This window comes from Bradyrhizobium sp. USDA 4353, from assembly GCF_054063215.1.
Genome location: NZ_JBSSGB010000001.1, coordinates 2,164,166 through 2,189,200, shown reverse-complemented (window position 1 = coordinate 2,189,200; position 25,035 = coordinate 2,164,166). Strand labels below are relative to the sequence as shown.

General features: G+C 65.5%; 20 protein-coding genes and 1 pseudogene. 10 read left to right on the top strand and 11 right to left on the bottom strand.

The window, feature by feature from the left end:
* Positions 1-705: 705 nt before the first annotated feature.
* Entirely contained in the window at positions 706-2,496 is a 1,791-nt protein-coding gene (atzF, locus tag ACVILH_RS09745; protein WP_456712702.1) for an allophanate hydrolase, read from the top strand.
* Between the two features lie 393 nt (positions 2,497-2,889).
* On the opposite strand, the gene ACVILH_RS09740 is transcribed toward atzF, so the two are convergent.
* From ACVILH_RS09740 to ugpB, 10 genes and pseudogenes are all read right to left on the bottom strand, one after another.
* Positions 2,890-3,621 (bottom strand): GntR family transcriptional regulator, encoded by a 732-nt coding sequence (locus ACVILH_RS09740; protein WP_456712701.1) that lies wholly within the window; start codon positions 3,619-3,621, stop codon positions 2,890-2,892.
* Positions 3,622-3,624: 3 nt separating this feature from the next.
* Positions 3,625-4,017 carry an oxalurate catabolism protein HpxZ gene (gene hpxZ, locus ACVILH_RS09735; RefSeq protein ID WP_456712700.1) on the bottom strand — a complete coding sequence of 131 codons (393 nt, stop codon included), beginning with the start codon at positions 4,015-4,017 and terminating at the stop codon, positions 3,625-3,627.
* Positions 3,998-5,398, bottom strand: coding sequence for an AtzE family amidohydrolase (locus ACVILH_RS09730; protein WP_456716921.1), 1,401 nt, complete (start codon positions 5,396-5,398; stop codon positions 3,998-4,000). The genes hpxZ and ACVILH_RS09730 overlap by 20 nt, the downstream gene beginning before the upstream one ends.
* 10 nt (positions 5,399-5,408) lie before the next feature.
* Entirely contained in the window at positions 5,409-5,612 is a 204-nt protein-coding gene (locus ACVILH_RS09725; RefSeq protein ID WP_456712699.1) for a DUF4089 domain-containing protein, read from the bottom strand.
* Between the two features lie 11 nt (positions 5,613-5,623).
* A pseudogene (locus ACVILH_RS09720) lies at positions 5,624-7,496 on the bottom strand (dipeptide ABC transporter ATP-binding protein).
* Positions 7,497-7,509: 13 nt separating this feature from the next.
* On the bottom strand, positions 7,510-8,409 hold the full coding sequence (locus tag ACVILH_RS09715) for an ABC transporter permease (RefSeq protein WP_456712698.1): 900 nt from the start codon (positions 8,407-8,409) through the stop codon (positions 7,510-7,512).
* Positions 8,406-9,419 (bottom strand): ABC transporter permease, encoded by a 1,014-nt coding sequence (locus tag ACVILH_RS09710; RefSeq protein ID WP_456712697.1) that lies wholly within the window; start codon positions 9,417-9,419, stop codon positions 8,406-8,408. The genes ACVILH_RS09715 and ACVILH_RS09710 overlap by 4 nt, the downstream gene beginning before the upstream one ends.
* 196 nt (positions 9,420-9,615) lie before the next feature.
* Positions 9,616-11,238, bottom strand: a complete 1,623-nt coding sequence (locus ACVILH_RS09705; RefSeq protein WP_456712696.1) for an ABC transporter substrate-binding protein — start codon at positions 11,236-11,238, stop codon at positions 9,616-9,618.
* Between the two features lie 213 nt (positions 11,239-11,451).
* Positions 11,452-12,405, bottom strand: a complete 954-nt coding sequence (locus tag ACVILH_RS09700; protein WP_456712695.1) for a phosphotransferase family protein — start codon at positions 12,403-12,405, stop codon at positions 11,452-11,454.
* On the bottom strand, positions 12,405-13,718 hold the full coding sequence (ugpB, locus tag ACVILH_RS09695; RefSeq protein ID WP_456716920.1) for a sn-glycerol-3-phosphate ABC transporter substrate-binding protein UgpB: 1,314 nt from the start codon (positions 13,716-13,718) through the stop codon (positions 12,405-12,407). The genes ACVILH_RS09700 and ugpB overlap by 1 nt, the downstream gene beginning before the upstream one ends.
* 539 nt (positions 13,719-14,257) lie before the next feature.
* Here ugpB and ACVILH_RS09690 point away from each other — a divergent pair.
* From ACVILH_RS09690 to ACVILH_RS09650, 9 genes are all read left to right on the top strand, one after another.
* Positions 14,258-16,249, top strand: coding sequence for an ATP-binding protein (locus ACVILH_RS09690; protein WP_456716919.1), 1,992 nt, complete (start codon positions 14,258-14,260; stop codon positions 16,247-16,249).
* Positions 16,219-17,964, top strand: coding sequence for an ATP-binding response regulator (locus ACVILH_RS09685; RefSeq protein WP_456712694.1), 1,746 nt, complete (start codon positions 16,219-16,221; stop codon positions 17,962-17,964). Before ACVILH_RS09690 ends, ACVILH_RS09685 begins: the two co-directional genes overlap by 31 nt.
* Complete coding sequence (locus ACVILH_RS09680; RefSeq protein ID WP_456712693.1) at positions 17,961-18,710, top strand: response regulator; 750 nt, start codon at positions 17,961-17,963, stop codon at positions 18,708-18,710. Before ACVILH_RS09685 ends, ACVILH_RS09680 begins: the two co-directional genes overlap by 4 nt.
* A 240-nt stretch (positions 18,711-18,950) precedes the next feature.
* The gene (locus ACVILH_RS09675; protein WP_456712692.1) at positions 18,951-19,562 is read left to right on the top strand and encodes a sigma-70 family RNA polymerase sigma factor; all 612 of its coding nucleotides are present in this window, start codon (positions 18,951-18,953) and stop codon (positions 19,560-19,562) included.
* Between the two features lie 343 nt (positions 19,563-19,905).
* Complete coding sequence (locus ACVILH_RS09670) at positions 19,906-21,309, top strand: cytochrome ubiquinol oxidase subunit I (RefSeq protein WP_456712691.1); 1,404 nt, start codon at positions 19,906-19,908, stop codon at positions 21,307-21,309.
* Complete coding sequence (gene cydB / locus ACVILH_RS09665; protein ID WP_456712690.1) at positions 21,306-22,316, top strand: cytochrome d ubiquinol oxidase subunit II; 1,011 nt, start codon at positions 21,306-21,308, stop codon at positions 22,314-22,316. The genes ACVILH_RS09670 and cydB overlap by 4 nt, the downstream gene beginning before the upstream one ends.
* Complete coding sequence (locus ACVILH_RS09660) at positions 22,316-22,441, top strand: DUF2474 family protein (RefSeq protein WP_456712689.1); 126 nt, start codon at positions 22,316-22,318, stop codon at positions 22,439-22,441. The genes cydB and ACVILH_RS09660 overlap by 1 nt, the downstream gene beginning before the upstream one ends.
* A 109-nt stretch (positions 22,442-22,550) precedes the next feature.
* Complete coding sequence (locus ACVILH_RS09655) at positions 22,551-23,144, top strand: L,D-transpeptidase (RefSeq protein WP_456712688.1); 594 nt, start codon at positions 22,551-22,553, stop codon at positions 23,142-23,144.
* Between the two features lie 66 nt (positions 23,145-23,210).
* Complete coding sequence (locus ACVILH_RS09650; protein WP_456712687.1) at positions 23,211-24,248, top strand: amino acid ABC transporter substrate-binding protein; 1,038 nt, start codon at positions 23,211-23,213, stop codon at positions 24,246-24,248.
* 463 nt (positions 24,249-24,711) lie between these two features.
* On the opposite strand, the gene ACVILH_RS09645 is transcribed toward ACVILH_RS09650, so the two are convergent.
* Positions 24,712-24,849 carry a hypothetical protein gene (locus ACVILH_RS09645; protein ID WP_456712686.1) on the bottom strand — a complete coding sequence of 46 codons (138 nt, stop codon included), beginning with the start codon at positions 24,847-24,849 and terminating at the stop codon, positions 24,712-24,714.
* Positions 24,850-25,035 lie beyond the last annotated feature (186 nt).

Genomic DNA, 25,035 nt, shown 5'->3' with positions numbered 1-25,035 from the left:
TTGTCGCCGCCACGCAGCAGCGCAACGAGCGGCGGCGTTTCGCCGCAGCATGCGTTGCGCGAATGATAGTCTGCGCGCTATCGATCCATGCACCATAATTCCCACGAACGGGCAAAGGCAAGAATTATAGTGCTTGTTAAGGATACCCGGCCCGAGGCGTCCTGCCGCAAAGCGGGCGAACAGCCTCATGCGCAGCGGCGAGCATCGTCATGACGGCGATGTCCGATCATGAACAGCCGAATGAGTTGTGTGCGGCCCGACCTGCTGCATTGCCGAACGGAATTCGAAGCACGCACCGCTCCATCCCGCAGTGGATAGATATTGGATGGGATCAGCCCGCGGTTGATCTACGTCGCAGGCGCATATTCACCTCCCGATCAGCTTGTGCAATCGGGCTGAGCGTCGCGCGGATCTGAAACACGCAAACCAGCGGTCCCATTTGATCATCCCGCCGGGCGGCAGCGAGGCCATGGGCGGTCGCCGCACAATATTTAAGCAACCGCTCGGCTTTCGCGGATAGCCCAGACGAATTCCGAGATTGTCGGATTCATAAACTGCTGAATTACAACGTTTTTCGTCAGACGCGCGCAGACGCGCAATGTACACAATGGCATGTCCCTTGCTACTCTTGCGGTCGGATCGACGTGACGCGGAGCGTGAGCACATGGCAAGCCAGACATCGGGCCGACGACGGCGGAGCGCGGCGTGACCGAGGCCGTTGCCGAGATCATAGCCGCTCACCGCGCCGGCCGGACGTCGCCAAAGGAGACCGTCGCACGCACATTCGCGCGCATCCGCGCGCATGGCGACCCCGCCATCTTCATCAACCTGCGCGACGAGCAGGACGCGCTGGCCGAGGCCGAAAGTCTGGCCGCCAAGGATGCGGCAGCGCTGCCGCTCTATGGCGTGCCGGTTGCCGTGAAGGACAATATCGACGTCGCGGGCCTGCCGACCACGGCGGCCTGCCCCGCCTTCGCCTACACGCCAGCGCGGGATTCGACTGCGGTCGGGCGGTTGCGCGCGGCCGGTGCGATCATCATCGGCAAGACCAATCTCGATCAGTTCGCCACCGGTCTCGTCGGCGTGCGCTCGCCCTACGGCATTCCGAAAAACCCGGTGCGTGGCGATCTGGTGCCGGGCGGCTCGAGCTCCGGCTCGGCGGTCGCCGTCTCGGCCGGTCTCGTGCCGTTGTCGTTGGGCACGGATACCGCGGGCTCCGGCCGCGTGCCGGCGATGCTCAACAACATCGTCGGGTTGAAGCCGAGCCTCGGCATGATCTCGACCACAGGTCTCGTTCCGGCCTGCCGGACGCTCGACTGCATCTCGGTGTTCTCGCTCACCGTCGACGACGCAGTGGCTGCGCTGTCGGTGATGGCGGCGCCGGACCCGCTCGATCCGTTCTCGCGCGACCGGCCCGTGGGAGCCGTGACGGCGTTTCCCAAGGGCGTGAAGCTCGGCATTCCCCGCCCCGGTCAACTCATCTTCTTCGGGGATAAGGCCGCGGAAGCGGCCTATGCCGCGGCGGTCGCGCGCTTCGTCAAGCTCGGCGCGGAGCTCGTCGAGTTCGACCTCGAGCCGTTCTACGAAACGGCGCGGCTGCTCTATGAGGGCCCGTGGGTCGCCGAACGCTATCTCGTCATCCGCGATCTGCTGGCGTCGGATCCCGAAGCGATCCATCCGGTGACGCGCGAGATCACCATCGGCGGGGCGCGCGGCAGCGCGGCAGATGCGTTCGCCGCGATGTATCGCCTGCACGCGCTGCGCAAGGTGGCCGAGCGCACCTTCGGCGCGATCGATGCGATGCTGCTGCCGACGGCGCCGACCGCCTACACGACCGCGGAGGTGCTGGCCGATCCGATCCTGCTCAACAGCCGGCTCGGCACCTACACCAACTTCGTCAATCTGCTCGATCTCTGCGGGCTCGCCGTTCCCGCTGCCATGCGCGGCGATGGCATTCCGTTCGGCATCACGCTGCTGGCGCCTGCCGGAGGCGACGCCGCGCTGGCGAGCCTCGGCCGCGCGTTTCATGCCGACACGGCGCTGCCGGTCGGCGCCAAGGCGGTGCCGCAGCCGCCGCTCGCGCCGGTGTCGTCGTCGCTGCATGGTGACGAGATCGCGATCGTTGTCGTCGGTGCGCATTTGTCCGGAATGGCGCTGAATCACGAACTGACAAGTCTCGGAGGTCGCCTGCTGGAGACGACATCGACCGCACCGGACTACAAGCTCTACGCGTTGTCGACCACGCCTCCCAAGCCCGGCATGCTGCGAACCGACGAGGGCAAGGGCGCCGCGATGGCGGTCGAGCTCTGGGCGCTCTCGGCCGCAAGCTTCGGCAAGTTCGTCGACCTCATTCCACCGCCGCTGTCGATCGGCACGATCAGGCTGGCTGATGGCCGTAGCGCCAAAGGTTTCCTCGTCGAGCCCGCCGCGCTCGACGGCGCGCGCGACATCTCCGAGTTCGGCGGCTGGCGCGCCTACATGGCGCGGAAGGGCTGAGAACCCTTCTGATTACGAACACAGCGCAGCCGCAGAACTCGTCACCGCACTCCGTCGCCAGCAGATAAGCGCGGTGCTCATAAATGCGCCCTCTCCCCTTGTGGGAGAGGGCATGTAAGACCGGACCTCAAGCTCGGTTGGGTGAGGGGTCTGTCTCCACGAGCGCAACTCGCGGCGACAGACCCCTCACCCAACCGCGTGCTTGGATGGACCGGCGATGCCCTCTCCCACAAGGGGAGAGGGCACTGCATCTAATAGCGCGCTAGGACTTTGCTCATTGCAACGTGCCACCGTTCGACCAGCGAGCTCATCGGCAGGACGGTGGGCACGGCGCCATCACGACCTCACATCGGAGAGAGCACGGCAGCGCCTTTGCCCACCCTACAAATTCTCCTATACCGACACCGCGTAGATCTCGTACTCGCCGCGTACCAGCTCGATATGCGCGCGCATCGCGTTGGCAGCACCAGTCTTGTCGCCGCGCATGATGGCGACGACGACGCGGTCGTGCTCGGCGTGCGACTTGGCGAGGCGGCCGAGATTGCGGAACTGGGCGCGGCGGAACGGCTGCACACGCACGCGCGTGGCCAAGGTGATCTCGGCGATATAGGCGTTGTGCGCGCCGGCATAGATCGCATTGTGGAAGCGCTCGTTCACTTCGTGGAAGCGCTCGGGATTGCCGGCGTGGCTGAGATTGCGCAGCTCCTCGTGAATGGCCTCCAGCCGCTGCCGCTCGATCGGCGTCATGCGCTGTGCGGCAAGCCCGGCACACAGGCCTTCGAGCTCGGCCATGGCCTCGAACATGCCGGTGAGCCGATCGACCGAGGGCCGCGCCACCACGGCGCCGCGATGCGCGCGCGCCTCGATCAGGCCGGAGGCCGCGAGCTGGCGCAGCGCCTCGCGCACCGGCGTGCGCGACACGTTGAAGCGCTTGGCAATCTCTGTCTCATCCAACGATGCGCCGGGCGCGAGCGCGCCGCGCACGATGTCGTCGGCGAGTTGGAGCCGCAATTCCTCGGCGCGCGTGATCTTGGCGACAGCCGGCGGCGCGCGATCGGGGCGCGACACATCGGACTCGCGCGTCAGCCGCTGACGCGTGCGCGGCGGAAGATCGTCCAGGCTCATGACTTAGCCGCCCTTTGCTTCGTCGATGACGCTGACATGGGCGGCGACGATTCTCCAGCCCTCGGGACACCGGATCCAGGTCTGCATCTGGCGCCCGACCTTGCCGGGCGCGCTGTCGCGATAGAACAGCGTCGAGGCCACCGCCGTATCGCGACCGTAAGTCGTGATCACGGTGCGCGCGGTGCGCCGCATCAGTCCGACCGGCGAGCGCGCGGAGCGAAACGCCGAGATCTCGCCATAGCCGTAGAGATTCTCGCCGATGCCGTAGCGCAGCGTGCGCGAGTCCTGCTTGAACAGCTCGTCGAGCACGGCGACATCGTTGCTGACCAGCGCCTGCTCGTAGCGTTGGAACTGCGCGGTGACCTCCGCAACGACGTCAGGCAGATCGACTTCCATTCTCCAGAACTCCTCTCGGGGCCGGCGCAGCGGCGACGCCCAGCTGTTGCAAGGCGTGGGCCACACGCAATGCGACATGTTCGCACCAGGGCGCGGCGATGATCTGCACGCCGATGGGCATCGGCTCCAGCGGAATGGGAACTGCGACGACGGGAAGCCCGATGAACGAGATCGGCTGCGTATGGATGCCGATGTTCGCCCGCACCGGCAGCTCGACGCCGTCGAGCACGAAAGTCGCCTGCCCGAGCTTTGGCGCAATGCAGGGCGTGGCCGGCGCGATCAGCACGTCGACCGACTTGAACAGCTCCAGCACCTGCGCGCGATACCAGCGGCGGAATTTCTGCGCGCGGTCGACCATCGGCGCCGGGATCATCGCGCCGGCGATGAGTCGATCTCGCACCGCCGGATCGAAATCCTGCGGCTGCTTGCGCAGGCGATCGAGATGCAAGGAGGCGCCTTCGGTCGTGCTGATGACATAGGCCGCGGCCCTGGCGCGCGCGGCCTCGGGGACTTCGATAATCTGAGTTACTTTCAGCGCGGCGGCGACGCGGCGGACGGCGTCGGCCGCTTCGGGAAACAGGTTTTTCTGGAAGTGACCGCCGGCCAGGGCGATCCTGAGATCACCGATGCCTTGCGACAGCAGGCCGGAGACAGGCTCCGGCGCGCGCGTGGTGCAGGCGGCATCATCAGCATCGGGCCCCTGCATCACGTCGTAAGCGAGCGCGAGATCCTCGACCGAGCGCGCGAACGGGCCGAGATGATCGAGACTCATCACGAACGGAAACGAGCGCGCGCGCGACAGCCGGCCATAGGTCGGCTTCAGCCCGAAGATGCCGCAGAACGACGAGGGCACGCGGATCGAGCCGTTGGTGTCGGAGCCGAGCGCGATCGGCACCAGGCCTCCGCCGACGGCGCTGCCCGAGCCGCCTGATGAGCCGCCGCTCATCCGCGAGGGGTCATGCGGATTGCGCGACGGGCCATCATGCACGTTCTCGCCGGTGAAGTCATAGGCGTATTCGCCCATGTTGAGCGCGCCGACGAGAACCGCGCCGGCGGCCTCCATCCGCTCGATCAGCGTCGCGTCGCGGGTTGCAGGCGCACGATCGCGATTGATCTTAGAGCCGGCGCGAGTCGGAAGCCCTTCGACATCGAACAGGTTCTTCACCGCGAACGGCACGCCAGCGAGCGGACCGACGGGCTTGCCCGCGGCGATATCGGCATCGACGGCGCGTGCCTTCGAACGCGCACGCTCCGTGGTGACGTCGGTAAACGCATTCAGTACGCCATCGCGCGCGGCGATCCGCGCCAATGCGGCGTCGGTGGCCTCGACAGCAGAGAGCTTGCGGGCGGCGACCGCGGCAGCGATGGCGCCTGCGGTCATATTGGCGGGATCAAGCGGTGAAGACACTGGCAGGCTCGGCTTCGTCAGCTAGGGAAAACTCGTCGACCAGCTTCGCCATCTTCAGCGAAACCTCGAGATTGGCGCGGATCGCCGGCCGCCATGCGTCCTCGATCGGCAGGCCCAGCGCGCGCCCGACCGCGTCGATGTAATCGTCCCAGGACTTACCTGAAGATTCATCCGATGGCTCAGCCATGCATCTTCACCTCAATGCGCCGGCAGCGGCGGGTGCGGAATCGCAGTCAGCAGCTCACGCGTATAGGCATCCTGCGGATCACCTAGCACACGTTCGCACGTGCCTTGCTCGACGATTCGACCCGACCGCATCACGATCACACGATCGCACAACAGCCGCACCACGTTCAAATCATGGGAGACGAACAGATAGCTCATACCTAACTGTTGCTTCAGGTCTTGCAGCAGGTTGAGCACGACCGCCTGCACGGAGACATCGAGCGCCGCCGTCGGCTCGTCGAGGATGACGAGCTTCGGGTGCAGCGCAATCGCACGCGCGATGCCGACGCGGGCCTTCTGGCCGCCCGATAATTGGTGCGGAAAACGGTCGAGCAGGTTCAGCGGCAGCCCGACCATCATCGCGAGCTCCTCGCAGCGCGCGCGCAGCGCATTGCGCCCCTTGATGTCGCCGAGCTGCAAAATCGGATCGGCGATGGCGCGCGCCGCGGTGAAGCGCGGATTGAGGCTGTCGGTCGGATCCTGGAACACCATCTGGATATGGCTGCGCTGCGGCAATCGCGCAAAGGCCTGCGGCAGGATGTTGCCGATCTCCTCGCCGTCGAAGCTGATGCGGCCCGAGGTCTGGTCGAGCAGCCGCATCACCATCATTGACGTCGTCGACTTGCCGCAGCCGGACTCGCCGACCAGCCCGACGCTCTCGCCGTGACCGACCGTGAAGCTGATGCCGTCGACGGCGCGAAACACGTCCGGCTCGATGGCCGGCTTGCGGCCCGAACAGTTTTGACAACGTCGCCGACGCGCCCTGACGGGGATATTCCTTGACCAGCTTGTCGACGAGGAGAAGCGGCTTGGCGCTGGCCGCACTTCGCCCGCCCTCCCCACTCCGCTCGTCCCCCACGCTCCGCTCGTCACCCCCGGGCTTGCCCCGGGGGTCCATCACCTCCAGTAACTCCTGCGAAGAAGGATGGATGGCCGGGCCTTCGCCGCGCCGAAGGGGCTTCGGCCCCGCAGGCCGGTCAAGCCCGGCCATTACGGAGAGAGGATGGGACGGCGAGGACGCCTCCTCCTCCGGCAACAAATCGCGCAAGGATACGCCGAGCCGCGGCGTCGCGCGCATCAGCTTGCGCGTGTAGGGATGCTGCGGGTTAGCGAAGATGTCGGTGGCCTTGGCGGTCTCGACCACACGGCCCTTCTCCATCACGACGACGCGGTCGCAATAGGCCGCGGCGAGACCGAGGTCATGCGTGATCAGGATCGTCGACATGCCGCGGCTGCGGGTCAGCTCGACGACGAGGTCTATCACCGCCTTCTGCGTGGTGACGTCGAGGCCGGTGGTCGGCTCGTCCGCGATCAGCAGTTGGGGATTGCAGGCGAGTGCCAGCGCGATGACCACGCGCTGGCACATGCCGCCGGACAGCTCGAACGGATAGGCGTGATAGCGCTCGCGCGGACGCGCGATCTTGACCTGCTCGAGGGCTGCGATCGCCTTCTCGGCGCGATCGCTCGCGGCCGCCTGGGCGTGCTGCTTCAGCACGTCCTCGATCTGCTGGCCGACCTTGCGGATCGGATTGAGCGCCGCGCGCGGGTTCTGGAAGATCATCGAGATCTCGCGGCCGCGCAGGTCGCGCATCTCGGTCTCGGCTGCCGCCTTGACATCGACGCCGGAGAACATCACCGAGCCCTCGGCGATGCGCCCGGCGCGATCGAGGATACGCATGACGGCGTAGGACGTCACCGACTTGCCGGAGCCGGATTCGCCGACGATCGCGAGCGTCTCGCCCTTGGCGACGGAGATGTCGACATGCTGCACCGCCTTGACGATGCCGCGGCGGGTGGAGAATTCGACCGTGAGATCGCGAACATCGAGCAGCGGCTGGGCGGTCATGTATGGCTCCGAATTACGTCCTGCGTTGCGGGTCGACGATGTCGCGCAGACCGTCGCCGAGCAGGTTGAAGCAGAACACCGCGATCATCAGGGCGAGGCCGGGAAACAGCGCGATCCACCATTCGCCCGACACCATGAACGACGCGCCCTCGGCGACCATAATGCCCCATTCCGCGGTCGGGGGGCGCACGCCGAGGCCGATGAAGGACAGGCCGGCGGCGTTGAGGATCGCGTAGCCCATGGTCAGCGACATCTGCACGATCATGATCGGCATGATGTTCGGCAGGATGTGACCGAGCAGGATGCGCAGCTCGCTGTTGCCGGAGAGGCGTGCGGCCTGGACGAAGCCGGCATTGCGGCGGACATTGGCTTCCGCGCGCGCGACGCGGGCGTAGAGCGGGAAGTTCACGATCGCGGTCGCGATGATGATGTTCTGCACAGTGTTGCCGAGCGCTGCGACGATGCCCATCGCCAACACGAACAGCGGGAACGCCATGATCGTATCGGCGATGCGGCCAACGATACGATCGGTCCAGCCGCCGAAGAAGCCGGCGGCGACGCCGGCGAGGCCGCCCATGAAGAACACCAGCGCGACCGAGGCGACCGCGATGAAGGTGTCGAGCCGGGTCGCGACGACGACGCGGCTGAAGATGTCGCGGCCGAGCTGATCGGTGCCGAACCAATGCGCCGCCGAGGGCGGCTTCAGCGCCGACGCGGTGTCGCTGGCGAGCGGATCATACGGCACGATCCAGGGCCCGAAGATCGCGGCGAACAGGATCACGACCAGGAGGCCGAAGGCGAAGCCCGTGACCTTGTTCTCGGCGAGCACATAGCGCGTGTGGCCGATCAGGGCCATCAGGCCCGAGCTCTGAGAAGGAGCGGCGGGTTCGAGGGTCGGCGCGACAGTGCTCATCCTTCCAGCCTCACACGGGGATCGATGACGCCATAGAGAATGTCGATGACGAGGTTGAGGACGACGTACATGACCGCCATCGTCAGCACGAAGCCCTGCACCGGCGCGAAGTCGGAGGCGATCAGCGCCTCCACCGCGTAGGAGCCGATGCCCGGCCAGGCGAACACCTTCTCGACCAGCACGTTGGCGCCGAGCAGGAAGGAGAACACCATCGACAGCGTGGTGATGACCGGCAGCATCGCGTTGCGGAACGCGTAGGTGACGGTGACCGTCGCGGGCGACAGGCCGGAGGCGCGCGCCGTGCGCACGAACTCCGACGACAGCACCGACAGCATCGAGGCGCGTGTCATGCGCGCGATCGGCGCCAGCGAGAAGATCGCGAGCGTTGCCGCCGGCAGGATCAGCTGGCTCAGCGCCGAACGGAACGCCTCGCCGTCACCGGCGATCAGCGTATCGATCAGATACAACCCGGTCACATTGTTCGGCGCGCTGTAGAACACGTCGAGGCGCCCGAGCGGCGCCGGCGACCAGCCGAGCCGGAAGTAGAACACGTAGACCAGCACGAGGCCGGTGAAGAACACCGGAAGTGAGACGCCGGCGGTGGTCACGACCCGGCAGGTATGATCGATCCACGATCCCGGCCGCGTCGCGGCGAGGACCCCGAGCGGCAATGCGATTGCCACTGACACTAACAGGCCGAGCAACGTCAGTTCGGCGGATGCCGGCAGGCGGTTGCGGATCTCAGTCGCGACCGGCTGCCCTGTTGTCAGCGAGCTGCCGAGATCGCCATGCGCGAGATCGACAGTGTAGCGGAAGAACTGCTCGACCAGCGGCTTGTCGAAGCCGAGCTTCTTGCGGATCTGCTCGACCGCTTCCTTGGTCGCGGCGGGACCGGCGAAGTACGCGGCGGGGTCGCCGGGAAGCGCACGCGTCAGCAGGAAAGTGACGATCACGACGCCGATTAGCGAGGGGATCGCGAAGGCGAGGCGCTTGGCGATGAGGCTCAGCATGGGCGGGACCTCGCCAGTACGAGGCAGGATTTCTCAGCACGGCGCTGTGCGCTCCCTCCCCCCTTGTGGGGGAGGGCTGGGGAGAGGGGTGAGCCGCGACGGTGGTGGGTGCGGCTACCCCCCTCCCCGCCCCTCCCCCACAAGGGGGGAGGGAGCGAGAGAGCTCGGCCCACCTCACTCGATCCGATCACGACCGTCACCCCTTCACCAGGGCGCGGTAGTCGAGGCGGCGGTGGAACCAGTACTGGTAGCCCGAGATGTTCTTCTGCATCGCGACGTTGACGAACGGCTGGTACAGCGGAATGCGCGGCACGTCCGTGAAGGCGAGATCGACAAAACCCTTCACGTCGGCGTCGTAGGCCGCCTTGTCGCCTGTCGCGGCGGCGTCGCGGGCGCCGTTGATGAGCTTGTCCATCTCGGGCGACTTGTAGCTCATCGTGTTGAACACGGAATTGTTGCCGTGATAGCACCAGTAGAAGAAGTATTCGGGGTAATCGAGCCAGCCCGAGAAGATGTTGGTGAAGAGCGGCATCTCCTTCTTGTTCAGCTCGGTGCGCCAATTGGCGCCGGGCACCTTGTTGATCGTGGTCTTGATGCCGAGCTGGGCCAGGCTCTCCTGGACCAGCACGCACAGGGGCTCGTTGACCTGAGCGAAGTTGAGATCGAATGAGATCGTGGTCTCGAAGCCCTGGGCATAACCAGCCTCGGCGAGCAGCGCCTTGGCCTTCTCCATGTCGGTGACGTATTTGGTCGGCTGCGGCCAAGCCACCTCGGTGGCCGTGTCGGCAGGTGCACCGAACATCGGATTGGCGAGGCCGAACATCACGGCGTCGATGATCTTCTGGTACGGCATCGCATAGGCGAGCGCCTGCCGCACTTTGGCATTGTCGAACGGCGGCTTGGTGACGTTCATGCCGATGTACTGGATGCCGTTCGAGATCGGCAGCGAGATCACGGTGTGCTTGCCGTTCGACTTCATCTCCTGGAAGTCCTTGTTCGGCAGCTCATAGGAGATGTCGGCATCACCGCGCTCCAGCAGCGCCCGGCGGTTGCCGGCCTGCGGCACCATGCGCCAGATCACGCGCTTGATCTTCGGCAGCGGACCGCAGGCCCAGTCGTCATTGCGCTCCATGATGACCTCGGTGCCGGCGGTCCACTTCGTCACCTTGTAGGCGCCGGAGCCCGCGGTCTGCTGCTTGGTGTATTCGAGGCCCCAGGGGTCCTTCTCGCTCGCGTTCTTCTTCACCAGCTCGGAATTGACGACGCAGGGCACGATGACGGCCAGATCCGGGATCGTCAGGCGGTCCTTCTTCAGGAAGTCGACACGCACCGTATAATCATCGACAATGACGAACTGCTCCGGCTTGGTCAGCGAGCCCGCGCTCATCTGGAAGGTCGGGAAGCCGCCGACGCTGACGGCCCGGTCCAGCGACCACTTGACGTCCTTGGCAGTGACCGGCGTGCCGTCGTGGAATTTGGCGTTCTTGCGCAGCTTGAAGGTCGCGGACATGTCGCCGATGGTCATGTCCTCGGCGAGCTCCGGCTTGAACTTGTCGCGGTCGTAATACGGGATCCCGCCAGGACCGCTCTTCATCTCGTGGCTGATGAGACGGTCGTAGCAATTCCAGGAGACCTCATAGCCCGGCACATTGGTGCCGACGCCGTGGATGTCGAGATTGTTGGGCCCGCCCTCGGAGACGATCAGCAGCGTCTCGGACCGCGCATCGGCCTTCGCGGAGGACATCACCGCCGGCGCCATCGGCAGCGCGGCACCTGCGGCCAGGCCTGATACGGATTTCAGAAAATCGCGACGCTTCATCAAATGCTCCCACGGAATACGACCGGCGGGAGCAGGTTTCGCAAGCTTCGTGCCAATCCTGCGGGGCGGTTAAGTGCTTGAATTGGCTGAGGCGACACGGCGGACAAGGGAATGCCGCCATAGCCCATTGCATACATAAGCGCGATTTTGCCTAGAATTTAGACCGGCGCGCGACCATGCGGCCGATCTGTGCGGACGACGCCGCGCGCTCGTTCAATCCGGCCAGATCAGCTCCTGCAGCTCATCAAAGCTGCGGACCTTCGAAGGCCAGTCCGGGACGCAGATATGCCGAACGGGATCGCTGGCCCGGTGCAACAGCATCAACGCGAGCAGCCGGCGCTTGAGCTGCCATGTGATCTCGCTGGGCGTCAGACCATAGCCTTCGAACAGAGCGCGCACGCGGCCGGGATGGCCGGCGGCCATGAACGCGCTTGGGCCGAGCAGGTCGTAGTCGCCGAACCCGGTCATGACGTCGCCGAAGTCGAACAGCCCGCTCACGCGGCAACCGCCGCCGTCGTGCGTGACGAGGAAGTTTTCCGGGATGTATTCGCCGGTGAGGATGACCGGGTCTGGATCAAGAGGCAGCAGAACGGCCGCCTCCTCCAGTAGATCATCGAGCTGGGCCAGCAGCGGCGTCGGCAGGCCGAGCCGCTGATGGCGATCACGACATCCTGCGAATTGCGCCTGCAGGACATCGGACCAGCTCGGCCCAAGTCCAAGCAGACCGCCCGGCGGCACACGCTGTACATCGGCGATGATTCGGCCGAGCTGCCGAAGCACGTCCTCCTTGTCCGGCTCCGCCAATTGCGGCCAGACCTCGGATGCAGCAATGCCGTCGAGCCGCGTCATGATCAGATAGGACCAGCCGTCGCGCTCGCCCTCGTGAAGCAATTCGGGTGTCGCAACGTCCGCAAGCCGACGGAAAACCAGCGGCAGCGTCGTCCGCTCGGACGAGAACTGACCACGCAGGAAAGCGGGAAAGATCTTTAGGATCGCGCCGTCGCCGAGAGCTGAGACCAGATTGGTGCCGGCGCCGAATGGCACGAGCCGCGCCGCGCCATAGCCGTGGGACCTCACGATGTCCGACGCAGCCGGCAGCCAGCGTGCCGGATCAGACCGCAGGCGCCGCAACTGCGCGGCATCGGCGACATCAGGCAACCCAACCATCAGCGATCCGGACTTGCCCGCTCGAACTGCCGCAGCAGGCGATTGCCGCGATCGGCCGCAGAATCGAGCGCCGCCTGCGCCGGCTTGCGGCCGGTGAACGCCTGCTCCATCTCGTCCTCGATGACATCGCGGATCAGCACGAAGGAGCCGAGCCGCAGCCCGCGTGAGCTTTCCGTCGGCGGATGCAGCGTCACCTGCTCGATCGAAATCGCGGTGCCGGGATTGCGATCGTAGAAGCCTTGCGCACGGGTCAGGTCGAACGCCGCCTGGGTGATCGGCAGATAGCCCGTGTTCTGGTGCCACGCCGCCTGGATGTCGGGCCGCGACAGATAGGCGAAGAACTTTGCGACTCCCTTGTACTCGGCGGCAGGGCGGTCGCGCAGCACCCACAAGGTCGCGCCGCCGATGATCGAGTTCTGCGGCGCGCCCACCACATCGGGCCAATACGGCATCATGCCGTAGCCGACCTCGAACTTCGAATTCGCCTTGATGTCGGCGCGCGTCGCCGACGATCCGATGAAGATGCCGCACTCGCCCTTCTGGAAACGCGGCTCGGCGGCCTGGCCGCGGCCGGCGTAGTCGAAGACCTTGCTCTTCTGCCATTCCGCGAGCTGCGCGACATGACGCGTAACCAACGGATTGTTGATGGTCAGGACGGCATCGAGCCCGGCAAAGCCGTTGGCTCGTGTGGCGATCGGCAGATTGTGGAAGGCGGAGAAGTTCTCGATGTTGACCCAGGAGGGCCAGGACGTCGTGAAGCCGCACGCGACTCCATGGTCGCGCAGCCGCTTCGCGGCCTGGCCGAGCTCGGGCCAGGTCTTCGGCGCAACTGCGGGATCGAGCCCAGCCGCACGGAACTGATCCTTATTGTAGTACAGGATCGGAGTCGATGCGTTGAACGGGAACGACAACAGGTTGCCATCGGCATCGGCATAGTAGCCGGTGACGGCCGGCAGATAGGCCGACGGCGCAAAGCTCTCCTGCTCGTCCCGCATCAGCTCGTGGACCGGATACATCGCCCCCTTCGCCGCGGTCATCGTTGCGGTCGCGATCTCGTTGACCTGCACGATCGCGGGCTGGCTGCGCGAGCGGAACGCGAAGATCGCGGCCGTCACGGTCTCCGTGTAGCTGCCTTTGTAGCTCGGCACGATGCGGTACTCGGACTGCGACGCATTGAAATCGGCAGCCAGCCTGTCGACCTGGCGACCAAGCTCGCCGGACATCGCATGCCACCACATGATCTCGGTCGCGGCCTGGGCCGGCAGGGCCGTGCCGACGAGGAGCGCGAACGAAAGGCAACGCAACAAGACCATCACCGGCCATCTCCAGAAATCGATGAAAAAATTCGTCTGGGCTGAAATCGCAATTGGACCGCCTTCATGATCCGGCAACCCATGGCTGCAACAACTTTAAGGCAAGCCATTGACGCGTATCGCTTTAGCGTCAGAATGGCCTTATAGCACCTGACTGGGATTGCGTTGAACCTTTTCGTTTCCGGGCCGACCTCATCATCAAGGGGAAAGTTGTTGCCTGTGTACCGCGCCCGCCTTTCGTTGATGTCGAGAGTGGACGCCACGCCGGTGCTGACGCAGGCCGTGGCCGGCGTCGGATGCCTCTCGCCAGTGTCGTCTCGTGCAAGCCGCGCCGCACGATCCATGTCGGGGCTGGTTGCGTCGCAACATGACGGCCGGGCTGCGCCCGGCCTTACAGGCGCAGGATCGTTCGCAGCTTGCTCCCCTCGCAAGGCTTCGAGGTAACGGCGGTGGCGGGATCCAAGCAGCGCGGATCCGTCGGAAGGCAACTCAGCCTGGCGGCGCTCGGCCGGGCGCGGATCGTCCGCGTGCTGCGCGCGGTGCCGATCCGCTGGCGCATCCTGTCGATTGCCGCGCTGAACTCGGCCGTCGTGATCGTGCTAGCGGCGCTGATCTGGAACGGCGCGCAGGTGCTGGGAACGGCCTGGGACGACGTCCGCCAGGTGCGTGAGTCCGACAAGGTGCTGGCGCTGTTGGAAAGCGAGACCAGCCGGCTGCAGAACCTGATCCACCGCTACATCAATCAGCCGAGCCCGGAGCTGTTTGCCGAGATCCTGCTGCTGCGCGAGGCCGTGCTCGGCACCTTGACGACGCGCGCCTCGACCGATCCGATGCTGTCGGGCTCGGTCGAGGAGCTGGAGCGCGTCACGGTGCGCTTTCTCGACGGCTTCGGCGAGTTGCGCGGCCTGCAGGCGACGATCTCCAAGACTTACGAAGAGCAAGTGCTCGGCCCGGGCCGCGACATCGCGGCGCTCTATTCGGTGATCGAGGACGCGACCGGCCATCGCGACGCGGAGATCTGGCCCTCGCTCGGCAAGTCGCGCGAGGCGTTCACCGCGATGCTGGTGGCGGCGAACTCCTATTACCTGTCGCTGGCCCCCGCCTCCGCGGATGATGCCCGCCGCAACATCGAGACGATCGAGACAACCATCCCCGTGATGTCGGGGCTCGCCGACAACGATCTGCAACGCACGGCGCTGCAGCGGCTGTCGGCGCGGACGGCGGCGTTGCGGGCAGGCTTCTCCAAGCTCACCGAACAGCTCACCAACCGCACCGAGCTCTTGCGCAACACCATCGACGCCAGCCAGGCCGAGACCATAGCAGCCATCGACGGGCTGTCGGTGAAGATGCGCCAGCACGAGCAGAAGGCGCAGGCGACCTTCGACAAGACGTTGCGCGACATCTCCCGCCGGGTGCTGTCGATCGCGGTGATCTTCCTCGGCGTCATCCTGTCCGCGGGCGTGCTGATCGCTCTGTCGATCCGGCTGCCGCTGCAGCAGATCATGGCCTCGATGCGCGCGATCATGCTGGGCGACTATGACCGCGAGGTTCAGGGCACCGAGGCGCGGGACGAGGTCGGCGCGATGGCCCGCGCGGTCGAGACCTTCCGCGAGAACGCGATCGCCAAGCGCGAGGCCGAGGACGAATTGCGCGCCGCGAAGGAAAAGGCCGAGAGCGCGCTGCTCGAGCTCAATGCCGCGCAGCGCAATCTCATCGACGCCGAGCGGCTTGCGGCGCTGGGCGGTCTCGTCGCCGGCGTCGCGCATGAGGTCAACAACCCGATCGGCATCAGCCTCACCGTGGCCTCCAGCTTCGCGCGCCGGGTCGAGCTGTTCGAGGCCGCGCTGCGCTCGCCGGACGGCGGCCTGCGCCGCTCGCAGCTGGAGGAGTTCGTGCGCTCCTCGCGGGATGCCTCCGAGCAGTTGGTGGCCAATCTGCAGCGCGCCGGCGAGCTGATCCAGTCGTTCAAGCAGGTCGCCGTCGACCGCTCGCATGCGGAGCGGCGGACCTTCCTGCTCGGCGAGGCGACCGACCAGATCATCACCAGCCTCAAGCCGGTGCTCAAGCGCGCCCCGATCACGCTTGCCGTCGATGTCCCCGAGGGCCTTTTCATCGACGGCTATCCCGGCTTCTACGGCCAGATCCTGACCAACCTGTTCCTGAACGCCGTCAACCATGCCTTCGCCGGCGGCCGCGCGGGCACGATCTCGATCACCGCCCGGCCGCGCGGCGCGGATGACATCGAGATCATTTTCGCCGATAACGGCGCCGGCATGACCCCCGACGTCCAGCGCCAGGCCTTCGACCCGTTCTTCACGACGCGGCGCAACGAGGGCGGGACGGGGCTGGGGCTGCATATCGTCTACAATCTCGTGACGCAGCAGCTCGGCGGCCGCATGATGCTGGAATCCCGCGAGGGACAAGGCACCACCTTTCGGATTATCATGCCCCGGGTCGCCAAGGGCGGCACCGAGACAGCAATGGGTGACGGAACGACGCAATGGCCGAACAGGACGATGTCCTCCACCTGATCGACGACACCGGCTTCGACGAGGACGCCCAACCGGCCCGGAAATGGAAGATCGCCGTCATCGACGACGATCACGCCGTGCACGAGGGCACGCGCTTTGCGCTGTCGGACTACAGCCTGAACGGCCAGGGCCTCGAAATTCTTTCGGCCTATTCGGCGGCCGAGGGCCGCACATTGATGCGCGAGCACGGCGACATTGCCGCGGTGCTGCTCGACGTCATCATGGAGACGGATGTCGCCGGCCTCGAGCTGGTCGAATACATCCGCAACGAGATCAAGAACGAGACCGTCCGCATCATCCTGCGCACCGGCCAGCCCGGCCAGGCGCCGGAGCGGCGCGTCATCGTCCAGTACGACATCAACGACTACAAGGCCAAGACCGAGCTCACCGCCGACAAGCTGTTCACGTCGCTGACCGCGGCACTGCGCAGCTATCAGCAGCTCGAGCGCATGGTGCAGACCAGGCGTGGCCTAGAGATCATCATCGACGCCGCCTCGACGCTGTACGACTTCAAGTCGATGCAGCGGCTGGCCGAGGGCGTGCTGACGCAGATCGCCTCGCTGCTCAACGTCGATTGCGCCGGCATTCTCGTGCTGCGCGACGACGGCACACCCAACGAGGATTTCTCCGTGCTGGCCGGCTCCGGCTGCTACAGCCGCTTCTCCGGCGCGGTCACCTCGCGCTCGCTCGATCCCGACCTCCGCGACATGGTCGAGGCCGCGTTCAGGCAGCGCAGCAACGAGTTCGCCGACCACAAGACGGTGCTGTATCTGCGGACCGGCTCGGGGCGGGAGGTCGTGGTGCTGCTGCAGGCCGAGCGGCCGCTGTCGGAGACCGACCGCTCGCTGGTCGAGATCTTCTCCAGCCGGCTGTCGATCGCCTTCGACAATGTGATCCTGTATCAGCAGCTGCACGAGGCCAACACCCAGCTCGAGGATCGGGTCGCGCAGCGCACCCGCGCGCTGATGCAGGCCAACCGGCGGCTGTCGGCGCAATGGCTGCGACTGCAGCGCGCCAATGGCTTCAAGAACGAGATCCTGGGCACCGTCGCCCATGACTTGAAAAATCCGCTCGGCGTGATCCTCGGCCGCACCGAGATGCTGACCGAGCTGTTCGCGACCGGCGCCTCGGCTGACGGCATCGCCAGCCAGATCGGGCACATCCGTGATGCGGCCAAGCGGCTGACCTCGATGGTCGACCACCTCATCTCCGATGCGATGGCCGATGCGTTCGACATCACCATCCGCCGCGAGCCGGTCGATATTGCCGCGCTGATCCACGAGGTCGTGGAGGCCAACCAGCCGCTGGCGCTGAACAAGCAGCAGGTCATCACGGTGTCGGCGCCGCCGCAGCTCTCCACCATGTGCGACATCGATCGCATCCGCGAGGCGATCGACAATCTCTTGAGCAACGCCATCAAGTACAGTCCGATCGGCGGCCGGATCAGCGTCGATGTCGGCGGTGACGGTGACAACACGATCATCGGCATCACCGACCAGGGCGCCGGGCTGTCGCCGGAGGATCTCGGCCGGCTGTTCGGCCGATTCCAGCGGCTCTCGGCAAAACCGACCGCCGGCGAAAGCTCGACCGGGCTCGGCCTGTCGATTGTCAAACGCATCGTCGACATGCATGGTGGCGAGGTGACGGCCAAGAGCGATGGGCCGGGATCGGGGTCAACCTTCACCATCACACTGCCGGCGGCCGAGTTGTCATGAGTCAGAGCCAGCACATCATCATCGTCGACGATGAGGCGCCCGCCCGCGAGATGGTGGGCGATTACCTCAGGATGCACGGTTTCACCGTCACCTTGTGCGACGGCGGCAAGAGCCTGCGCAGCGCCATCGAGACCGGCCCGGCCGATCTCGTCGTGCTCGACCTCAACATGCCCGAAGAGGACGGCCTGTCGATCATCCGCGACCTCAAGGGCCGTACCAACATCCCCGTCATCATGCTGACGGCGACCGCCAGCCCGATCGATCGCGTGGTCGGTCTCGAGCTCGGCGCCGACGATTACGTTGCCAAGCCCTGCGAGCTGCGCGAGCTCATGGCCCGGATCCGCTCCGTGCTGCGCCGCAGTGTCCCGGCCAAGGCCGCCGCCGTGGCGGCTGTCGCGGAGCCCGCTCCGGCCAAGGCCCCGGACCCACAGCTGGTGCGGTTCGGCACCAAATGGCTCGATCTCGATGCCCAGGCGTTGCGCGACGACGAAGGCAATGAGCACCCGTTGACCGCCTCGGAATTCGGTCTGCTCAAGGTGTTCGCCGCCAATCCGAAGCGGGTGCTGTCGCGGGAGCGGCTGCTGGAGCTCGCCAACGCCCGCGATGCCGAGGCCTTCGACCGCGCCGTGGACCTCCGGATCATGCGCATCCGCCGCAAGATCGAGCCGGACCCGACGAAACCGGCGGTGATCCGCACCATTCGTGGCGGCGGGTACCTGTTTTCCCCGGCTGGCGAGAAGGCCTGAACGACATTCAACACACGGCTTGCGGCGCGGCCTGAACCGGCTTGGGCGCCGATTCAGTTCCGCATTTTGGAATAAGGCACAATTCCGCCACGACTGTTTCGCGATGTGCGGTGCGACGAAACATTTCTGCACTCCGACGAAACCATTTTCCTGATTTCGTGCAGACGTCCCGAAACGGGCACTCCGTAACAATCCCACCCGTCGAAACGCCGCAAGGGGGCGGCGGAACGGGAGAGTGCCATGCAGAACGTCGTTGCCATCAATTCCGCAGCCAGCCAGGGCATCATCGCGGCCCAGGCGACCACGGACGACATGCTCCTGGAGAGCATTGCCGATGGTGACCGCACCGCGATGCACACACTTTATGCGCGCCACAATGTGCGGGTCTATCGCTTCATCCTGCGCATCGTCCGCGACACCACCATTGCCGAGGACCTCGTCAGCCAGGTGTTCCTGGACGTGTGGCGCACCGCCAAGCAGTTCGAAGGCCGCTCGCAGGTCTCGACCTGGCTGCTCTCGATCGCCCGCTTCAAGGCGCTGACCGCGCTGCGCCAGCGCCGCTTCGAGGACATCGACCAGGACGAGGTGCGCGAGATCGCCGATGACAGCGACACGCCGGAGACCTCGCTCGAGCGCGCCACCACCAGCGCCATCCTGCGGGCCTGCGTCGCCAAGCTGTCGCCGGCGCATCGCGAGATCATCACGCTGATCTACTACCATGAGAAGTCGGTGGAGGAGGTCGGCCAGATCATCGGCATCCCGCAGTCGACCGTGAAGACCCGCATGTTCTATGCCCGCAAGCACCTCGCGGAACTGCTGCGCGGTGCCGGCGTTAACAGTCTCGCAGCTTGAGCGCCACATCCTCGTCGGGACCGATGTCCCGGCGGGTCCAGAAGACGACGACGCACGAAAATCGCCGAATGACACAATTGAAACAATCGGCGAAATCACCTCGAAAACTTCGACAGCTATAACGTCCCCCATCAACTGAGCCTCAGTCCCCCAGCTGACCTCAGTCTTGAGCGAGCAAATTCCACCTCCAAGGTTGCTCCGAAGACCCGGCGGATGCCCCCGCCGGGTCTTCGTCTTTTGTGGGATCGCCGTAGGGCGATTTGACCATTTGATATCGCCCCTCTGCGGTGCGATTGTCCGCGCGAAGGGGCCGGGCGCGCCTCGCAATGACGGACGGTTTCGGATGTTCGGTTTGGATGCGGTGGAGCTGGCGCGCGCGCAGTTCGCCTTCACGGTGATCTTCCACATCATCTTCCCCGCCTTCTCGATCGGGCTCGCCTCCTACCTCGCGGTGCTCGAAGCGCTGTGGCTGTGGACCGGCCGCGACGTCTATCTCAACGTCTTCAATTACTGGCTCAAGATTTTCGCCATCGCCTTTGCGATGGGCGTCGTCTCCGGCATCGTGATGTCCTACCAGTTCGGCACCAACTGGTCGGTCTATTCCGACAAGGTCGGCCCGGTGATCGGCCCCTTGATGGCCTATGAGGTGCTGACTGCGTTCTTCCTCGAGGCGGGCTTCCTCGGCGTCATGCTGTTCGGGCTGAAGCGCGTCGGCCCGAATCTGCATTTCCTCGCCACCTTGATGGTCGCCGTGGGCACGTTGATCTCGGCGTTCTGGATCCTCTCCGCCAATTCGTGGATGCAGACGCCGGCCGGCTACGCCGTAAACGCCGACGGCCAGTTCGTCTCGGTCGACTGGCTGAAGGTGATCTTCAACCCGTCCTTCCCCTACCGTCTCGTTCACATGGTGCTGGCGGCCTATCTCACCACCTCGCTCGTGGTCGGCGCCGTCGGCGCCTGGCATCTCCTGCACAATCCACATCTGCCGGGCCCGCGCGTGATGTTCTCAATGGCGATGTGGATGGCGGCATTGGTGGCGCCGATCCAGATCTTCGTCGGCGATCAGCACGGCCTGAACACGCTCGAGCACCAGCCCGTGAAGATCATGGCCATGGAGGGTCATTTCGAGAGCCACAAGGACGGCGCGCCGCTATATCTGTTCGGCTGGCCCGACCAGGCCAAGGGCGAGCTGAAATACGCGCTCGGCATTCCCAAATTCGGCTCGCTGATCCTCAAGCACCAGATCGACGCGCCGATGGCCGGGCTCGACACCGTGCCGCGGCAGGACTGGCCGCCGGTGCCGATCACCTTCTGGTCGTTTCGCATCATGGTCGGGCTGGGGATGCTGATGCTGGCGCTCGGCCTGTTCAGCCTGTGGGAGCGCTGGCGCGGCCGGCTGTACATCAATCGCGGCCTGCATCGCTTCGCGATCGCGATGGGTCCGGCCGGCTTCATCGCCGTCATCGCCGGCTGGGTGACGACCGAGACCGGCCGCCAGCCCTTCACCGTGTACGGGCTGCTGCGCACCGCCGACTCGGTCTCGCCACTCGCCGCGCCCGCGGTCGGTACCTCGCTGCTCGCCTTCATCATCGTGTACTTCATCATCTTCGCCGCAGGCGTGATTTACATCCTGCGCCTGATGGCCGACCCGCCGCATCCCGGTGAGCCCGGCCCGAGCAGCGCGCAGCCGGTGCGGACGGCCGGCATCACGCCGGCGGCCGGCGTCGTGCAGGGAGCGGGATCATGAGCGTCGCCGTCGATCTCGCCACCCTCTGGGCGTTCATCATCGCGCTCGCCGTGTTCATCTATGTCGTGATGGACGGCTTCGATCTCGGCCTCGGCATCCTCTTCCCGCTGTTTCCGGCCAAGCAGGACCGCGACATCATCACCAACACGGTCGCGCCGGTGTGGGACGGCAACGAGACTTGGCTGGTGCTCGGCGGCGGCGGCCTGATGGCGGCGTTTCCGCTCGCCTATTCCGTCCTGCTGCCGGCGCTGTATGCGCCTTTGATCGCAATGCTGGTCGGCCTCATTTTCCGCGGCGTCGCCTTCGAATTCCGCTGGCGCACCCGCGCGACACGCAATCTCTGGGACATCGCCTTTGCCGGCGGCTCCTGGGTGGCGGCGCTGGCGCAAGGCATCGCGCTCGGCGCCATCCTGCAAGGCGTGCATGTGGAGGGCCGGCATTATGCCGGCGGCTGGTGGGACTGGCTGACGCCGTTTTCGATCCTCACCGGCATCTCGCTCGTCGCCGGCTACGCGCTGCTCGGCGCGACCTGGCTGATCCTCAAGACCGAGGGTGACCTGCGCGACAAGGCCTACCGGATCAGTTGGATTCTTCTGTTCATGATGCTGCTCGCCATCGCCGCGGTCAGCCTCGCGACGCCGCTGCTGACCATTCAATACGCCCACCGCTGGTTCAATTGGCCGGCGATCATCCTCACCGCACCGGTGCCGCTCGCGGTCATCGGCGTCACCGTGCTGATGATGAAGAACCTCGCTGAGAGGCACGATGGCTGGCCGTTCTTTCTGGCCCTCGCTTTGTTCTTCCTGTCCTATGCCGGCCTCGGCATCAGCATCTATCCCTACATCGTGCCGCAGAGCATCACGATCTGGCAGGCGGCCGCGCCGGAGCGCAGCCAGTTGCTGATGCTGCCGGGCGTGCTCGTGCTGGTGCCGCTGATCCTCGGCTACACCGGCTGGGCCTATTGGGTGTTTCGCGGCAAGATCGGCCACGACGCCGGCTATCATTGATGCGCTCCGAGCCGCCCGCCCCGCTCGCCAAGCGCCTCGCCTGGTTCGTCGCGCTGTGGCTGGCCGGCGTGGCGACCGTCGGCGCGGTCGCCTTCCTGCTGCGGCTCTGGATGAAGCTCGGATGACAACGGACGCGCTGCGCTCAGCTTGACTTTGCGGCCAAGATGCCCCTGAAATTTGGCGGGTGGATTTGATCGGGCAAGCTTCGCAGGGGTCCGTTGAGGAGAGCTTTGAATGCCGAGTTTCCGTCGCCTGCTGTGTGCGGCCAGCGCCATCATCGCGCTGGCGCTGTCCACATCGCACAGCTTCGCCCAGTCCGAGGACCCGGGCGATCAGCCCGGTCTCGTCGCCGATGACGGCTACGAGCTCGATCCGGAGTGGCGCAAGCAGGTCGTCTATTTCCGTACCACCGAGCCGCCCGGGACGATCATCGTCTCGACCGCCGAGCGCTATCTCTACCTGGTGCAGCCCGGCGGCCGCGCCATCCGCTACGGCATCGGCGTCGGCCGCGACGGCTTCCAGTGGCAGGGCCTGCTGTCGATCACCAAGAAGGCGGAGTGGCCGGACTGGACGCCGCCGCCGGAGATGATCCAGCGCCAGCCTTATCTGCCGCGCTTCATGGCCGGCGGCCCCGGCAATCCCTTGGGCGCGCGCGCGATGTATCTGGGCACCACCGTGTACCGCATCCACGGCACCAACCAGCCCTGGACCATCGGCAGCAAGATTTCCTCCGGCTGCTTCCGCCTGGTGAATGCCGATGTCGCCGATCTCTACGACCGCGTGCCCGTCGGCACCAAGGTCGTGGTGCGGCAGAAGCCGGAACTGTGACGGCGGCGCCTGCCGCCGGACATTCAGCCATCGCTTTGTTCTGACATTTTCCGAAAGAGATTCACCATGCGCACTTTCCGAGGCGGCCTGTTGATCGGGCTCGCCGTCGCCGTTCTCGTCGCGGCGCTCGCCGTCACCTATGAGATGTACGACACCCGCACCCTGAAGCGCACCGTCCGCCGCGGCGAGGTGCTGTGCGGCGTCAATGCCGGCCTGCCCGGCTTCTCGATCCCCGACGACAAGGGCAACTGGACCGGCTTCGACGTCGACTTCTGCCGCGCGGTGGCGGCGGCGATCTTCGACGATCCGAAGAAGGCGAGGTTCGTGCCGCTCGACGCCAGCGAGCGCTTCAAGGAGCTGCAGAGCCGCAAGGTCGACATCCTCTCGCGCAACACCACCTGGTCGATGGCCCGCGAGCAGAACTACGATTTGTACTTCCCGGCGGTCGCCTATTACGACGGCCAGGGCTTCATGGTGCCGCGCTCGCGGAAGCTGGAGACCGCGCTCGACCTCAACGGCAGCAAGGTCTGCGTGCAGGATTCGACGACCAACGCGCTCAACGTGTCCGACTACTTCCGCATCAACAACATGAAGTATGAGGAGGTCAAGCTGCCCAAGCTCGACGACGTCCTCAAGGCCTATGACAGCGGCAAGTGCGACACCTTCACTGCCGACGTCTCGCAGCTCTATGCGCTGCGGCTGGTGCTGACCAAGCCGGGCGATCACGACATCCTGCCTGATCTGATCTCCAAGGAGCCGCTCGCACCCGTCGTGCGCCAGCGCGACGACGACTGGATGATGATCGTCAAGTGGACGCTGTATGCGATGATCAATGCCGAGGAGCTCGGCGTCACCTCCAAGAACATCGACGAGGCGCTGAAGTCGAAGAAGCCGGATGTGATGCGGCTGGTCGGCAATGAGGGCACCTACGGCCAGGATCTCGGCCTGTCGAAGGACTGGGCGGCGCGCATCATCCGCCACGTCGGCAATTACGGCGAGGTCTATGAGCGCAACGTCGGCAGCGAGTCCAAGCTGAAGATCCCGCGCGGCATGAACCAGCTGTGGAACGCCGGCGGCATCCAGTACGCGCCGCCGATCCGGTAGGCTGTGGGTTGCGACAGCCGGATTCTCTTCGACGTTTGCAACACCTCTCTCGACATGCTCGGTGTACCCTCTCCCCTTGTGGGAGAGGGTGGTTTCGATGCGAAGCATCGAAACCGGGTGAGGGGTTGCCACGAGCTCGGAGCGGAGTGTGAGGCACGAACCCCTCACCCAAGCGAGCTTATAGTTGTCTTTTGTGTAGCCCTCTCCCACAAGGGGAGAGGGCGCATTTATCGGCATCGCGCCTGCTGCACCTCTGGTGTTTGACGTAGAGCAGCCATCATCTTCCCCGCGACGCCCCGTGCGCCCGAGCTTTGCTAATTTCTACGCCCTCTCCAGATCGAGGGCGCAGGGAAGGCCAGGTGCCGACTGGCACCTGCGGCCCGCCTGCGAAAAAAAATGCAGGCGGCAGGAACCACAGGCTCAGCCGGAGCGACCCGGCCTTCCCTGCGCGATGGCTTTACGTTTATGGCGCGCTCTCCTCGGTGTCCGGCTTGTTAGCCACCGTCGCCGGCGAGACCATCATCATCCCCCGGCTTGGCATCAGCACCGCGATGCCGGGACCACGCGCTTTCACGTCCGCATCGGCGTCGTTCGTCGGCATGATCTCTCACGCTGCGACCCGATGCGGCCATCGCATCATCAGCCCGACACTCGTGACGACCGCGAAGCGTCCCTCTTGTGGGCTAAGACGAGCGGGAATGTGCGGCTGATTTGCCCGACGACACAACGCCCGTCGGATTGCGACAAAATGGCACGACGGGCAAAGCCGTCGAGTGATACCGGCCGA

Excerpts from the sequence above, each read along its gene's own strand:
- cydB (WP_456712690.1), top strand. The coding sequence starts at position 21,306 with ATGAGCGTCGCCGTCGATCTCGCCACCCTCTGGGCGTTCATCATCGCG.
- hpxZ (WP_456712700.1), bottom strand. The coding sequence starts at position 4,017 with ATGGAAGTCGATCTGCCTGACGTCGTTGCGGAGGTCACCGCGCAGTTC.
- ACVILH_RS09675 (WP_456712692.1), top strand. The coding sequence starts at position 18,951 with ATGCAGAACGTCGTTGCCATCAATTCCGCAGCCAGCCAGGGCATCATC.
- ACVILH_RS09715 (WP_456712698.1), bottom strand. The coding sequence starts at position 8,409 with ATGAGCACTGTCGCGCCGACCCTCGAACCCGCCGCTCCTTCTCAGAGC.
- ACVILH_RS09670 (WP_456712691.1), top strand. The coding sequence starts at position 19,906 with ATGTTCGGTTTGGATGCGGTGGAGCTGGCGCGCGCGCAGTTCGCCTTC.
- ACVILH_RS09725 (WP_456712699.1), bottom strand. The coding sequence starts at position 5,612 with ATGGCTGAGCCATCGGATGAATCTTCAGGTAAGTCCTGGGACGATTAC.
- ACVILH_RS09705 (WP_456712696.1), bottom strand. The coding sequence starts at position 11,238 with ATGAAGCGTCGCGATTTTCTGAAATCCGTATCAGGCCTGGCCGCAGGT.
- ACVILH_RS09645 (WP_456712686.1), bottom strand. The coding sequence starts at position 24,849 with ATGCCGACGAACGACGCCGATGCGGACGTGAAAGCGCGTGGTCCCGGC.
- ACVILH_RS09655 (WP_456712688.1), top strand. The coding sequence starts at position 22,551 with ATGCCGAGTTTCCGTCGCCTGCTGTGTGCGGCCAGCGCCATCATCGCG.
- ACVILH_RS09740 (WP_456712701.1), bottom strand. The coding sequence starts at position 3,621 with ATGAGCCTGGACGATCTTCCGCCGCGCACGCGTCAGCGGCTGACGCGC.
- ACVILH_RS09650 (WP_456712687.1), top strand. The coding sequence starts at position 23,211 with ATGCGCACTTTCCGAGGCGGCCTGTTGATCGGGCTCGCCGTCGCCGTT.
- ACVILH_RS09685 (WP_456712694.1), top strand. The coding sequence starts at position 16,219 with ATGGCCGAACAGGACGATGTCCTCCACCTGATCGACGACACCGGCTTC.
- ACVILH_RS09700 (WP_456712695.1), bottom strand. The coding sequence starts at position 12,405 with ATGGTTGGGTTGCCTGATGTCGCCGATGCCGCGCAGTTGCGGCGCCTG.
- ACVILH_RS09730 (WP_456716921.1), bottom strand. The coding sequence starts at position 5,398 with ATGACCGCAGGCGCCATCGCTGCCGCGGTCGCCGCCCGCAAGCTCTCT.
- ACVILH_RS09710 (WP_456712697.1), bottom strand. The coding sequence starts at position 9,419 with ATGCTGAGCCTCATCGCCAAGCGCCTCGCCTTCGCGATCCCCTCGCTA.
- ugpB (WP_456716920.1), bottom strand. The coding sequence starts at position 13,718 with ATGGTCTTGTTGCGTTGCCTTTCGTTCGCGCTCCTCGTCGGCACGGCC.
- ACVILH_RS09660 (WP_456712689.1), top strand. The coding sequence starts at position 22,316 with ATGCGCTCCGAGCCGCCCGCCCCGCTCGCCAAGCGCCTCGCCTGGTTC.
- ACVILH_RS09680 (WP_456712693.1), top strand. The coding sequence starts at position 17,961 with ATGAGTCAGAGCCAGCACATCATCATCGTCGACGATGAGGCGCCCGCC.